Below are 14,348 nucleotides of genomic sequence, written 5' to 3' on the forward strand. Positions count from 1 at the left end.
CGCCCTAGTTTTATGATTAACCTAGATTTAGGAGCTGTCAGCTACCATGAACTTTTTAGATCGTTCCTTGTTCAAAGTCAGCCAAACTGCACAATCTCTTGTACACCGTAGTACCGATCGCCATGTTAGATTGGCGGTTACTGGTTTATCTGGTGCAGGAAAAACTGCATTCATCAGTGGTCTAGTGAATCAACTATTGCATGCTGGTAAAGGCAATAAACACAATCCATTACCATTATGGCAAGTTGCCAGAGAAGGTCGATTAATTGGCGTGCAGCGGGCTATGCAGCCTGACCTAGATATCGCCAGTTTTGACTATCAGGGTTCAATGAATGCATTAAATTCCTCACCGCCTAAATGGCCAGCATCGACGCGAACGATTACTGAATTACGTTTGGCCATAAAGTACCAACCTCAACAAGGCATATTGGCCAAATTAACTGACACCGCCACCTTGTATGTGGATATTGTTGATTATCCAGGTGAGTGGCTACTCGATTTGCCGATGCTAAAACATGACTTTACTCACTGGTGTCTTTCACAGCAGCAAAATGTGGCGTGCTTGAGTTGTTCTCCTTGTTATGACGAATTTACCCAGGCAGTGAACAAATTAAACTTAGCTGAAGTCGCAGATGAGCAGCAACTCAAATATGTCGCCGATCTTTACCAAAATTTGCTCGTTGACTTAGTTCGAAAGCAAGGATTTTATCATGCTCAGCCAGGGCGTATGCTATTACCCGGCGAGTATGAAAACACGCCATTACTGGCTTTTTTTCCGTTATTGTCACTGAGCCCATTAAACCATTCAGAGTTGGCAGCAAGCCCTAATGACTCTCATTATCACGTATTAAAGCGCCGTTATGAGCAGTATGTCTCTCAGGTGGTTAAGCCATTTTATCGCGATTATTTTTCACGTTTTGACCGTCAGTTAGTGCTGGTGGATTGCTTAAATGCGTTAAATCATGGCCAAGCACAATTTAATGATATGGGGCGTGCATTAAATAGCATTATGGAAAGCTTTCAGTTTGGTCAGTCGAGCTTGATTAAGCGGTTGTTTTCACCCCGTATCGACAAAGTATTATTTGCCGCGAGCCAGGTAGACCGGGTGACACGAGATCAGCAAAGCCATGTGTTGAGTTTATTAACGGCCATGCTGCAGCAAAGTCAGCATTACGCTAATTTTGAAGGCAGTGAAGTTGAAACTATGGCCATCAGTGCGATTAAGGCGACGCAGCATGGCATGGTCAATACCGACAATGGTCAGCAAGAGGTGGTTAAAGGTACGGGCTTAGAAGGTAAGCAAATTACCGTTTATCCGGGAGATGTGCCGACAACCTTGCCAGATACCGCATTTTGGCAGCAACAGGGATTTAATTTTAATTCATTTTTACCACCTAATATCAGTCATTTAAATGAAGCTCATCCTAAGTTTGAGCATATACGTCTTGACCATCTTTTAGAGTTTTTATTAGGCGACAAATTAACCTAGTGGCATGAGTGTGAGTATCTTTTATGAATCAGGCAAATAACGCTTCAGGGCTAAAAAAATCGCAAGTCTTTAATGACACCGATCTTATCGATGAGCCACAAGCCAATCAATCAGCAGAGACAATCAAACCCACTCAATCTTTCAGTGAGGTTGAGTTTGTGTGTGAGCAAACCTTAGCGGAATTACCCGAGTCTATTAGCGACAGTATTGCGCCCAGCAAACCTAAACGTTGGTCAAAACTAGCGGTGTTATCGCTAATCAGTGTAGGGCTTTTAGCTGTGGTACAAACAGCATTAGGGTTAATGGAATCATTTAATCAAAGCCCCTGGTTATTTGGTTTTTATGCCACAGTCTTGGGCATTGTGAGTCTATGGGCTGGGGTCGGTGTGATTAAAGAATGGCGCAAGTTAGCCAATCTAAAAAAAGTCGCTGATCATCAGGCAAGAGCAGAGCGTTTGTCGCAAAGTATGCAAATGGGCGAAGCCAATAAGTTTATTTCGCCAATTTTGGCGAAATATCCCAATTCAGAAGCAAAACAACAGTATATTCAGGCCAGCAATAAAGAACACAATGATGCAGAAATGGTTATGTTGTTCGACAAGATTGTTTTGAGTGAACGTGATTTATTAGCGAAAAAAAGGGTAAATCGATTTGCTGCTGAATCGGCATTACTCTTGGCTGCAAGTCCTTTGGCTGCGCTGGATATGGCGATTATTTTGTGGCGCAATCAAAAAATGATCAATGAAGTGGCTGCTATTTATGGCATTGAGTTAGGTTATTGGAGCCGGATTAAACTTATTCGCAGTATCATTGTTAATGTCATCTATGCAGGTAGCACTGAAGTAATTACCGATTTGGGAACCCAGTTATTGTCAGTAGAAATGACCGGCAAACTATCAACCCGCATCGCTCAAGGTCTTGGTGGCGGCTTATTAACCGCTAGGCTAGGGTATCAGGCCATGAATTTATGCCGTCCCATTGCGTTTACTTCAAACAACAAACCCAAATTAACTCAGGTGCATCAACACTTATTGGGTGAATTGACTCAGTTTACCTCATCAATAATGGCCAGTAAAAAAGTAAAGTCTGAGGACAAAGTGAAGCGTTAATATTAGCGAATTGTGTTTTTTATGTACAATTGAGGGTTGTTGACTAAAGTTAGTCTCCGATTCGGAAACGGAATAGCGTTCTGAATCTTCGGGCTGGATTATGGACTATGTCGTAAAAAATAGGACCGACACCAGCAAAATACGAAACAAGGAGACTCTAATGAAGTCATCATTAACATTAACTGCAGTATTTATGTGCTTATGTTGTTTTTTTAGCACCTCATCTTTTGCTGCAGACTCAACTAAAACCAAATCGGTTGCCGAAGTATCCAAAAAAACAACCAAAGCCGTTGAGAAAAAATCCACCAAAGTACAAAACATTAACGTGAATAAGGCGAGTGTGACTGAGTTGCAGTCGCTCAAGGGGATTGGTAAAGCCAAAGCACAAGCGATTGTCGATTACCGTGCTAAAAATGGTAAGTTTAAAAACTTACAACAATTGACCATGGTTAAAGGTGTGGGAGAAAAACTGGTGAGTCAAAATGCCAAAACCATCAAATTTTAGCCTGCGCTAATCAGTAATAAAAAACGGAAGCCTTGGCTTCCGTTTTTTATTAGCATAATTAAATTATTGTGCGTTTAGTGCCTGACCATTGGTATTAATGGATTCATCACTCATTAAAAACAGGTACGTTGGCATAATTTGTTGTGCCGTTTTTAATGTCTGTGGATCTTCACCTGGGTAAGCTTTTGCACGCATTTCAGTACGGGTTGCGCCCGGATTAATGGTATTGACTCTCACAGAAGTACCATCGCACTCATCGGCAAGTACTTGCATCATGCCTTCGGTAGCAAATTTAGAAAATGCATAAGGTCCCCAATATGCACGACCTTTACGGCCAACGCTACTAGAGGTAAAGATGATTGAGGCACAGGGTGCTTTGCGCATAATCGGCAACAAGGCTTTAGTCATAATAGCTTGAGCGGTGACGTTGACTTTCATGATGGCGTCTAATGAAGCAAGATCAATGTGCTCAAATGGTCCTAGGGCACCAAGTTCTGATGCATTATGCAAAAGACCGTCAAGGTGGCCAAACTGTTCTGCAATGGTTTCAGCCATATCAATATAGTTCTGTTCAGTCGCGCCTTTTAGGTCAAGCGGCACAATGGCAGGTGTTGGGTAACCGGCATTAACGATTTCATCATATACTGTCTCAAGTTTTTTAACCGTTTTGCCTAACAAAATGACCGTAGCGCCATGCTTAGCATATTCAATTGCGGCGGTGCGACCAATGCCAGCACCCGCACCTGTTACCAAGATAGTTTTGTTATTGAGTGAATCTTTTACCGCTTGATATTCCAACATGATTGATTATTTCCTCTGAGCGCAATCGCCCGTCAAATCTAGAACCGACTATAATTTAAACGACCGTTTGAAACAAATGATTGATAATTGTATGCGAATACGTCATTTGTATGTAACAAACTTGTAGCTAACTCTATAATTTTGCGTTAACTTGAGAATAGTTAAGGACTAACATAAGTCCTTTTGGTCGCATGATAGGACTATTGTGACCAATTCTTGGGGAAAACAAAATTATTAAAACAAGATTTGGGGAAAAAAGATGAAAAGACTCATTTTGGGTGTTGCAATAACATCTGCTCTCGGTTTAACGGCATGTGGTGGCGATAGTTTTAACGAAGCAAAAGAAAAAGCCGAACCTTTGGTGCCTGTATCGCATGTTCAATTTGATCCAGCAAACGGATTGCTTCCTGTACCAAACGATTTACTGTTTAGTGGTACCCTTGATGGCACCCTTGAGATGCCCGGTGAAACCGGCATCGATTACACCGACCCTTCAATCGCACTTGGCGGTTTAGACGGTTGGTCAACTAGCTCACCAATTTCAATAACAATGGAGCTAGCAACTGACCTTCAGGGTAATGCATTAACACTTGATACAGCATCTGTATCCCAACCCGGTGCAATCCGCGTGTTTGAAGCTACCGTGGGTGGATCACTGTCTACCGATCCTGAATGTACTTCAATGGCATCTGTATCGGCATGTAAAGTGGGCGAAGAGTTAACCTTTGGTGTTGATTTTGTCACCACAGTATCGGGTGATAACGTGGTTATTGTGCCGCTAAAACCGTTAAAACCTATTCAATCTTATCTATACGTTGCCACCGACTTAATTCAAGACTCTTTAGGTCGCAGTGTTGCAGCATCGACTACCTATAACTTACTTAAGTTAGATATTGAAACTAAACCACTAGAAACAGCAGCACAATTACAGTTGCAAGGCCTAGTGAATAGTTACGAGAAAGGCGTGGCTGCAGAGCACGGTGTTGACGCTGAAGGTATTATTTTTTCTGGTCTATTTACCACGCAATCAGTAGCAAACGTATATGAGACTGCTAAATTACTTATGGCATCAAATGAAGCGTATATGCCTTCATTTGTACAAACGCCAACGCCAGCAGGTTATACCGCAGCGCAAGCTTTAGGATTAACGTCTGACAGCGGTTTAGCTTATACCTTGGCTGATATGGCCGATGTGTATACAGCCGAAATTAAACTGCCATTTTATGGTGACTGCTCATCAAGTAGTTGTGTTATTCCTGTGGTTGACGGTGTACCAACAGCACCTAACGGTCGTTGGTTTGCTCAAGGTGACAGCCCTGTATCTGTGTTATTAGCTCTGCAGGCTGGCACATTAAGTCAGGAGAACTTCTTTGCTCAGGCTACTGAGCAAGGCGTTGACCCACAAGCAGCGTTGGCCAATCCAGCATTACTTGCGGGTAAGCAATGGTTGCTTGACGATGGCACATCGGCTGATATCTCCAAGCATTTAACTCGTTTAAATCCAATTCCTGCGATTCAGAGTTATGAAACAATCCCTGTGCAAATTACCTTGCCTAATGCAGCTAAGTTAGCGGCATTTACGACTGCTCAAGGGGGCACGTTTGTTCCTCCTACCAATGGTTGGCCAACGACCATTACCATGCATGGTCTTGGTGGCGGTAAAGAAATGAACCTAGCTTACGCGGGCACTTATGCCGCGGCAGGCGTTGCCACTATTTCAATGGATATGCCACTGCATGGTGAGCGTTCATTTGAAATCGGTAATGGCGGTGCTTATGAGATTTCTGCTACAGCGCCAAGCTATGGTGCTTTAGTGGGGCAACCAGAAGCTTACGCTAATGGTAATCCTCTTGTGTTTGTAAACATTGCCAGTTCATTAACGGTGCGTGATAACTTCCGCCAAGCAACACTTGATCATTTAGCATTGCGCTTATTGTTACAGGGTATGGCAGGGCAATTAGCGGCTGCAGAGCAACCTCAAGTATTTGATGTCTCTAAAATCAGTGCTCAAGGCTTGAGTTTAGGTGCGATTGTGGGTACCACGTTCTCAACTTATGCAAGCACAGGCTTAGTTGACCCAACATCAGGCGAAAACTTACCAAATGCCTATGCAATTAACGCAAGCTCGTTAGTGGCTCCAGCGGGTGGTTTAGCGGGTGCATTTGCAGGTTCTGCGGCATTTGGTCCACAACTGTTTGCAAACGTAACAGCATCTGACGCATTTGCTGAGTTAGTTGCTGAGGCGAATACTGCAGGTTATGAAGTTGGCAGCGCTGAATATGAAGCATTAGTGCAAGCGGTTTATGCTGGGTTTATTCCATCGTTTGCGCTGGCAGTGCAAACCGCGGTTGATTCAGCCGACCCACTTAACCATGCCAGTATGTTAGCTGCGACAGAAGTACCTGTGCATTTAATTGAAATTGCAGGTGATGGTGCAGGTAACTTACCTGACCAAACTTTACCTAACAGTGTGGCTGGTTTCCCACTATCAGGTACTGAGCCATTAATTGCCGCTATCGGTTTAGATTGTGTCGATGCAACAATGCCGGGTTCTGGTGCGGTGCGCTTCTCTAAAGGTCATCACAGCTCTATTGTGAGCCCAAGTGAAGTTGAAGGCGTTACCGATGGTATGGCTGCAGCTGCAACAGCAGAAATGCAATCTCAAGTAGCGGGTTTTGCAATGACCGCCGGTGCAGGGCAGGCAACGATAGCAGTATCAAACAGTGACGTTATTCAAGGCTGTAACTAATCCTTACTAATTAGTCGTCATTTTGATTCAAAACCCAGCAATTGCTGGGTTTTTTATTCTCTATTTATCGATAATTACTGATAAAATAGCGCGAGACAGTTTTTCCTATATGGAGCTAAATTTGGAATTTTTATATGAATACGGTTTATTTTTAGCAAAAGCCGTAACAATCGTAGTCGCGATATTGGCCGTCGTGGTATTGGTACTTGCCAGTAACATAAAAAATAAAGCTGACAAAGGTGAATTACGACTCACTGATATTTCAGATGAACTCATTCAGCTAAAGCATCACTTAAAAGAAGAGTTGCTATCAAAAAAGCAATTTAAAGCCTATGAAAAGCAAGTTAAGGCAGATGAGAAAGCGGCTGAAAAATCAGATATCACCAAGGGTAAAGTCTTTGTTATCGACTTTAAAGGCAGTATTGATGCCAGTGAAGTGGCATCGCTTCGTGAAGAAGTCACGGCGATTTTAACCATTGCCGATAAAGATGACCAAGTATTGGTAAATGTAGAAAGTGGCGGCGGCATGGTGCATGGCTATGGTTTAGCTTCAAGCCAATTAGACCGTCTTCGCCAAGCGAATATTCCGTTGTCTATATGTATTGATAAAGTCGCTGCCAGTGGTGGCTATATGATGGCCTGTGTGGCAAATAAAGTGTATGCCGCGCCGTTTGCTATTGTTGGCTCTATTGGGGTTGTGGCACAAGTGCCAAACTTTAACCGTTTGCTCAAAAAGCACGATATTGATTATGAGCAACATACTGCGGGCGACTTTAAGCGCACATTAACCATTTTTGGTGAAAATACCGATGAAGGCCGTGCTAAGTTTCAGCAAGAACTTGAAGAGACACATGTGTTGTTTAAAGAGTTTGTTGGCCGCTACCGTCCTGAAATGGACATTAGTAAAGTGGCAACAGGCGAACATTGGTATGGCCAACAAGCCATTGATTTAGGGTTGATTGATGAAATTTCGACTAGCGATGATGTGATTTTAAATCTAGCTAGCAGCCATCAAGTGATCAAAATCAGATATCAAATGAAGAAGAAGCTGGCAGATAAAATAGCCCATGGTGCATCGTTATCTGTTAATGCAGTGATGAACAAGCTCATTGAGCGTAATCAATCGGTGTAATATTGGTACTCATAAAAACGACAGCCTAGGCTGTCGTTTTTGTTTTAGGTCAGCATCATAATGATGACATTATTATTGAGCTTTATAACTGATGTGCTGGTGGAAGCGTAAAGTCACATCGACATGTTCTTTATCGATATCAAATGCTTGAGTGAAAACTCGCAGTGCATCTTCTACCTGGTTCATAAAGCGTCCGTAACCTTCATCTGTTTCATCACTCTTGCCCGCAACAATCACAAAACGGAACACATCGACTAATTTACTGCTATCCCAGTGGCCAATAGGATCTGGAGATTGAGCGTGAGGATCAAAACCAATCATCTGAAACTCATCTGTGCTGGTGAGCTGTTCGTATTTACTGTTACGCACCAGCGGCAACTTACCATTAGCGACCATTGCAACACGTTTTAATTGCTTACTTTTGGTTGCGTCGACAAATTTGTCATACACATTTTGATAAATCGAATCAAAATCGACGTTGTCATTGGCCAGTAATTGCTTTTTAATCCGGCGGTCAACAGGAATGTTGATGGTGACGTAGTTTAAGGTACTGACGTTTTCTGGCAGCTCGCAGTGACGACGCTGATAACGGCTGTCTACCGCGCGCAGTTTATAACCGTATGTTTCTTTTAAGCCCTTTGCTTTGGCAAAAAAGTCATAAGAAATATGCTGATGGTCACGAATTTTAATTGGTACATCTTGAACAGGTAACAGCGGCGCAAGTTCAGTAATAAATTGCTTCACTTTATTATGAAAACCGGCCGCATTACTGCGTAAATCTGCACCTGTGGCTAAAAAGACAATACGTAATTTACGCGCCCTAAAACCTGGTGTGCTGTGCAAACTGTTTGCCTCATGATAGGCCGGGTTATAAAAGAAACGCAGTTGTTCGTTTGAACTTAAAGAGTAAGCTTCACTGTGAAAGCGAACCATAGGCAATTTATCGGTCGTCACAACATGAACGTTATACAATTCTTGTTTTTCAGCGAGTTGGTATACTAATTTACTGAATTCATCGTAACAATTTTCTAAACTACTGTATTTGCTTAGGTATTCGTCGGTTAATGGGAATCCGATCGTGATGTATTGGTTTTTACGGGTCGCACTAGGTAAATATACTTTTTTTTGACGACTGACGGACATATTATTTCCTTAAATTGTCTAGTGTTGTCTAAAGTTTATCGTTATTTAATTGCTTGCTGGCATCCATTTTAAACATTGAAACTGAAATTAATATGACTTTTATTGATTTTATTAAAATCTTTTTAACATTTGCTGTGAAAGTCATAAAATTTAAATAGTTACTTATCTAGCGCTTCAGTGATCCAAGGGAGCATCCATTGCGTAATTTTACTTTGAGCCTGCTCATTAGGGTGAATACCATCGCGTTGCATTAGGCTTTTATCTGCGGCAATCTCTTGCATAAAGAAGGGCGCTAAGTTGATAGCGAACTCGTCAGCTAATTGATGATAGGCCTCAGTGAACATTTTGCTATAACGGGGGCCATAATTAGGTGGCACCATGATTTCAGTTAATAACACTTTGGCGCCTTGATCTTCTGCTAGCGTAATGATTTTTGTAAGATTTGATTTCAGCTGGTTTGGTGGGAAACCACGTAGGCCATCATTTCCGCCTAGCTCAACAACCACTAGGTCAGGCTGGCTGGAGGCCAGTAAATTCGGGAGTCTGCGCAATCCTCCAGCGGTTGTTTCACCACTAACAGAGCCGTTAACAATAGTGTGTTGTGGCAGTTCATCGCGCAGCAATTGCACCCAACCTTGGTTTTCTGGCATGCCATAGCCTGCACTTAGGCTATCGCCTAGTATCAAAACCGTGGCAGCATAGGTAGGCGCGCACATCAACATTAACGTAAATGCAGCTGCTAACATGCGTTTAAGCGACAAAAATAAGAAGGATTGTATGTCTAATAATAGCGTTCTAAATACCAGTGCCATAACGGTAACTAACCTTAATAAAACTGTGGTGACCCAAGAGGGAGAGTTGACTATCCTCAACGGCATTAATATAGAAGTCAAGCAGGGCGACAGTATTGCTATTCTTGGACCGTCGGGTTCGGGTAAATCAACCTTACTTGGATTATTAGCGGCATTAGACACACCAACCTCAGGGGAAATTGTCCTTGATGGGGTGGCATTATCAGGACTCAATGAAGAACAAAAAGCAGCGCTGCGTAAACAAAAAGTCAGTTTTATTTTTCAATCCTTTATGTTGGTCGACACCTTAACCGCGTTAGAAAACGTCATGCTGCCTGCTGAACTTGCTGGCGTTACCGATGCGAAACAAAAAGCGCAAGCCATGCTTGAACGTGTTGGCTTGTCGCATCGCTTAAATCACTTACCGAAACAATTATCGGGCGGTGAGCAGCAACGTGTAGCAATTGCCAGAGCATTTATTTGTGAACCTAAAGTGCTGTTTGCCGATGAGCCGACCGGTAACTTAGACAGTGTAAATGGCGACAAAATTGCCGACATGTTATTTGCCCTCAACCAAGAAAGCGACACCACTTTGGTACTGGTTACTCATGATTTACATCTTGCCCAGCGCTGTGCAAGACAGTTAGTGATGGAAAGCGGTCATTTATCAGAGCCTGCAGCAGAAGCTACCCAGCGCGAAAGTGAATCTGATCCACAATTAGTGGAGGCAAACTAATGGAATGGCGCATCGCTTGGCGTTTGTTTAAGCGTGAGCTTGCACAAGGCCAATTAGTTTTAATTGTGTTAGCGATAACGCTAGCCGTATTGTCGGTCACTGGGCTTGCTCGGGTTAGCGAGCGTTTACAAGTGGCCATTAATGGTGAAGCCGCTAACTTTATTGCTGCCGATCGAATTATCGATTCACCTGTTGAGTTAGACCCTAAAGTGTTAACCATTGCAGACGACATTGGCCTTGCCCATGTCACCAATATGCAATTTAACTCTATGGTGTATTCTGGCGATAAATTTCAATTAGTCACAGTAAAAGCGGTAGGGGATGGTTACCCACTTAAAGGCGATATTGAGCTCAGCACAGGTATCACACAGGCGTTACCGCAGACAGGCCAGGCCTGGTATGAAAATCGTTTAGGCGGATTACTTAATTACCCTAAAAGCATTGAATTAGGTAACAGTGAGTTATCACTAACTGAAGAAATCAGTCGCTTACCTGACGCCGGTTTTAATCCGTTTGCCTCATCACCAGTGTTGCTTATTCACCTAAATGATGTTGCTGCAACAGGGATTATTCAGCCGGGCAGCCGCGTAACTTACTTGTACCAGTTTACCGGTAATGCTGAGCAATTAAGCGCATTTGAGCAACAAGCTAAACCGCTACTCAATAACAGCCAACGTTGGGTTGATGTGCAGTCGGGCGATTCACCGATTGCCTCCGCAGTACAGCGTGCAGAGCGCTTTTTATTACTAGCCAGTTTATTAGGTATTGCATTGGCATGTGCTGCTATTGGTATTGCGGCGCAGCGTTATTGTCAACGCCATTATGATGTGGTCGCAATGCTGAAAACCTTTGGTGCGTCGGGTAAACAAATTCGTGTATTATTTGGTTTGCACCTTTCATTAGTGACATTACTCGGTATCGCGCTTGGTTTAATCGGTGGCTTGTTACTCGACCTTGGTATCACGGCGTTTTTACCGCCCGAAATCGCTGCGTATTCACCGCCTTACTTGCGTCCTGTATTACTCGGTGTCAGTACCGGGTTAATCAGTGCGTTTATGTTTTCGGCTTATCCGTTAATGCGTTTATTGGCGATTCCGCCACTGCGGGTGCTGCAGCGTCAGCTTGAGGGTTTACAGCTCGGCATGTGGTTGCATTTGCTCCTCAGCTTAGCGGCGATGGCGCTTTTGGGCTATTTGTATTCAAGAAGCCTCGCACTCACCATGACGGTAGTGTTAGCGGTCATGCTGCTTGGCGTGTTACTGAGCCTATTAGGATTTGTGATGATCCGACTCGGCCACGGCATTGGCATGAGAACCACCAATCCATTGCAACTTGCTTTGGCTGGGCTGCGTCGTCGTGCTCGTCAAAATGCGGTGCAATTAGTCGGTTTTAGCAGTGCTTTGGTGTTGTTGTTGACTATTTTGGCACTAAGACAAGATTTGCTTAACGAGTGGCAAAAGCAGTTACCAGAAAATGCGCCGAATTACTTTTTGGTGAACATTGCCCCTGAAGACAGCAAACCGCTCGATGACTTTTTAACCCTCAATCATATAAAAGCCACCGATATATATCCGGTTGTGCGCGGACGTTTAACCCACATTAATGATGAAGAGTTAATTTCTCGTCGCCAATCAGAAGATGGCGAAGAAGGTCGAGTGGGGATCTCTCGTGAGTTAAACTTAACCTATCGCGATACCTTGCCGCCCAATAACAAATTGCTTGAGGGTCAGTTTAATCAAACTGACGATGAGGTGTCTGTTGAATCTGGTGTGGCTGAGCGTTTGGAGCTTAAACTGGGCGACAAACTGACTTATCGCATTGATAACCAGGATTTGTCGGTCACTGTTGCCAGTATTAGACAGGTGCAGTGGGAAACCTTGCAGCCAAACTTTTATATGATTTTTACGCCAAAAGCACTTGAGCCTTTTGCGTATACCTCTATGGCCAGTTTTCATCTTAATGATCAACTATTGGCCGCAGACGGCAGCCTATTAACGGCAGACCAAGTGGTGTTGCAATTAATTAGGCAATTCCCGACGGTGTCGATTATTGATGTTGGCGCCATGGTAGGGCAGTTAAGGCAAATTATTGAGCAAGTGTCTTTGTCTTTATCGTTAGTCTTAGCATTGGTGTTGTTGGCCAGTGCGCTAGTGCTGATTGCCCAAACCGAGGCCGGTATGGCGACTCGTCAACGTGAGTTAGCGGTATTACGCACCTTTGGCGCATCGGGTTGGTTATTGCGGGCATCAACTGGGTTTGAGTTTGCCTTGCTGGGTGCCATTGCCGGCTTGTTAGCGGTCATCGTGGCTGAGTTTGCCTTGTACATGCTAAAAACGCAGGTGTTTGAGTTGGTTGTGTACATGCATTGGCCATGGTGGGGTATCGCACCTGTGGCTGGCGCCGCCATAGTTTCAACACTCGGCGTGTGGCGTTGCAGGCAGCTATTAAACAAGTCGTGCAGTGATATGTTAAAAGCGGGTTAGCACACACTGACCTCAATAACCGCTAAATGAGCGAAAAGGGAGATGCATTGTCATCTCCCTTTTGTTTTTTACTTCATCGACCTCAAGCTCAGGCTATTTAGATCGCGGCTTATATTGAGTAGGGCAGTAACCTCGGTCGACTCCCTCAGGTCGTAACTTAAGGTGTTTGGTTTTTCGGCCTGTAACGCGTGCTCGCCATAATTTAAAGCTACCTGGTTTCATGTTACTGCGCATCAATTTGATAACGGCAGATTCGTTTAAGCCATATAGGTGTTCAATGGCTTCAAATGGCGTGCGGTCTTCCCAGGCCATTTCAATAATTCTTGAGGTATCTTGCACTGAAAGCATTGCGTATGATGTCGTTATTGGGTTTGCCAATACATACGTTAAACAGCCTGACTTAGTTTATAGCGTGTTTATAAATAGTTTAACGATGGTTTAAATCATTATTCTGGGTATCACTATCACATGCGTCTTGACCGTTTTGTCAGTAAAAGTACCGAATTAACGCAACAGCAAGTGAGCGACTGTATTGCTCAAGCCAATGTGTCGGTTAATGGCGTTGCCGTTACTGATGAAGCCACTCAAGTGCATGAAAATAATCTGGTGCAATTCAATGGGCAAACATTAGTACCGCGCCCTTTTCGTTATCTGTTATTACATAAGCCGCAGCAAACCTTGTGTTCAAACGTCGATGGGGTTCATCCATCGGTATTCTCGTTACTGGATATTGAGCGGCCATCAGAGCTTCATATTGCCGGGCGCTTAGATGCTGATACTACAGGATTGGTGTTAATAACCGACGATGGTCGTTGGACATTTAATATCACCTCGCCCAAATACGCGTGTTACAAAACTTATCGAGTCGATTTGGCAAAACCGATAAAAGAGGATGTCGCCGAGCGCTTTGCTAATGGGATCGCATTACAGGGCGAAAAGGGCCTGACCTTACCCGCAAAGTTAGAGGTTATCTCAGCACACCAGGTGTTGCTTACACTCACTGAAGGTAAGTTTCATCAGGTTAAACGCATGTTTGCCGCCGTGGGCAATAAAGTGGTTAAGCTGCATCGGCAACGTATTGGGGCAGTAGAACTCGATGTGCCTGAAGGTCAGTGGCGCTATTTAACCGCAGAGGAGATCAGCTCTTTTTACTCGGCAAATCGCGTTGATTGATCGGCTCTTAGCTAACATCAACATAAAACTCGTTTTTCAACATTCTTATCAATAAAAGAATTATCAATAAAAGACTTATCGATAATCTAAAATTATCAAAGCTGTTATGCTATCGACATCGTTTAGCGTTGGAGTTTGGCATGTTAAATCAGCAATGGTTAACCACCTTTATTAAGTTAACCTGAGCTTCGGATAAGAAATTAGCTCCCCAAAGGAACTAAATGCTCGTTCCTTGAT

12 protein-coding genes are annotated in these 14,348 nt (G+C 43.5%); 8 read left to right on the top strand and 4 right to left on the bottom strand.

What is annotated here, in order from left to right; genetic code table 11:
• Positions 1-46 precede the first annotated feature (46 nt).
• From IEY42_RS09350 to IEY42_RS09360, 3 genes are all read left to right on the top strand, one after another.
• A complete protein-coding gene (locus IEY42_RS09350) occupies positions 47-1,489 on the top strand; it encodes a YcjX family GTP-binding protein (RefSeq protein ID WP_188924990.1) in 1,443 nt (480 codons plus the stop codon).
• A gap of 23 nt (positions 1,490-1,512) precedes the next feature.
• A complete protein-coding gene (locus IEY42_RS09355; RefSeq protein WP_188924991.1) occupies positions 1,513-2,598 on the top strand; it encodes a TIGR01620 family protein in 1,086 nt (361 codons plus the stop codon).
• Between the two features lie 160 nt (positions 2,599-2,758).
• On the top strand, positions 2,759-3,103 hold the full coding sequence (locus IEY42_RS09360; RefSeq protein WP_188924992.1) for a ComEA family DNA-binding protein: 345 nt from the start codon (positions 2,759-2,761) through the stop codon (positions 3,101-3,103).
• 63 nt (positions 3,104-3,166) lie between these two features.
• On the opposite strand, the gene IEY42_RS09365 is transcribed toward IEY42_RS09360, so the two are convergent.
• A complete protein-coding gene (locus IEY42_RS09365) occupies positions 3,167-3,904 on the bottom strand; it encodes a YciK family oxidoreductase (protein ID WP_188924993.1) in 738 nt (245 codons plus the stop codon).
• A 259-nt stretch (positions 3,905-4,163) separates the two neighbouring features.
• Between IEY42_RS09365 and IEY42_RS09370 the strand changes: the two genes are divergently transcribed.
• Both IEY42_RS09370 and sohB read left to right on the top strand, forming a co-directional pair.
• Positions 4,164-6,653, top strand: coding sequence for a VolA/Pla-1 family phospholipase (locus tag IEY42_RS09370; RefSeq protein WP_188924994.1), 2,490 nt, complete (start codon positions 4,164-4,166; stop codon positions 6,651-6,653).
• A gap of 121 nt (positions 6,654-6,774) precedes the next feature.
• The gene (sohB, locus tag IEY42_RS09375; protein WP_188924995.1) at positions 6,775-7,785 is read left to right on the top strand and encodes a protease SohB; all 1,011 of its coding nucleotides are present in this window, start codon (positions 6,775-6,777) and stop codon (positions 7,783-7,785) included.
• A 72-nt stretch (positions 7,786-7,857) separates the two neighbouring features.
• Here the strand turns inward: sohB and IEY42_RS09380 are convergent, their stop codons facing one another.
• A complete protein-coding gene (locus IEY42_RS09380; protein WP_188924996.1) occupies positions 7,858-8,928 on the bottom strand; it encodes a DUF3083 family protein in 1,071 nt (356 codons plus the stop codon).
• A 158-nt stretch (positions 8,929-9,086) separates the two neighbouring features.
• Positions 9,087-9,644: an arylesterase gene (locus IEY42_RS09385; protein WP_188925001.1), complete on the bottom strand. Its 558-nt coding sequence runs from the start codon at positions 9,642-9,644 to the stop codon at positions 9,087-9,089.
• 61 nt (positions 9,645-9,705) lie between these two features.
• On the opposite strand from IEY42_RS09385, the gene IEY42_RS09390 reads away from it, so the two are divergent.
• Positions 9,706-10,455 (top strand): ABC transporter ATP-binding protein, encoded by a 750-nt coding sequence (locus tag IEY42_RS09390; protein WP_188924997.1) that lies wholly within the window; start codon positions 9,706-9,708, stop codon positions 10,453-10,455.
• Positions 10,455-12,938: an ABC transporter permease gene (locus tag IEY42_RS09395; protein ID WP_188924998.1), complete on the top strand. Its 2,484-nt coding sequence runs from the start codon at positions 10,455-10,457 to the stop codon at positions 12,936-12,938. Before IEY42_RS09390 ends, IEY42_RS09395 begins: the two co-directional genes overlap by 1 nt.
• 93 nt (positions 12,939-13,031) lie before the next feature.
• On the opposite strand, the gene IEY42_RS09400 is transcribed toward IEY42_RS09395, so the two are convergent.
• Positions 13,032-13,286, bottom strand: a complete 255-nt coding sequence (locus tag IEY42_RS09400; RefSeq protein ID WP_188924999.1) for a TIGR03643 family protein — start codon at positions 13,284-13,286, stop codon at positions 13,032-13,034.
• A gap of 120 nt (positions 13,287-13,406) precedes the next feature.
• On the opposite strand from IEY42_RS09400, the gene IEY42_RS09405 reads away from it, so the two are divergent.
• On the top strand, positions 13,407-14,111 hold the full coding sequence (locus IEY42_RS09405; protein WP_188925000.1) for a pseudouridine synthase: 705 nt from the start codon (positions 13,407-13,409) through the stop codon (positions 14,109-14,111).
• Positions 14,112-14,348 lie beyond the last annotated feature (237 nt).

This window comes from Shewanella algicola, from assembly GCF_014648035.1.
Lineage (GTDB): Bacteria > Pseudomonadota > Gammaproteobacteria > Enterobacterales > Shewanellaceae > Shewanella > Shewanella algicola.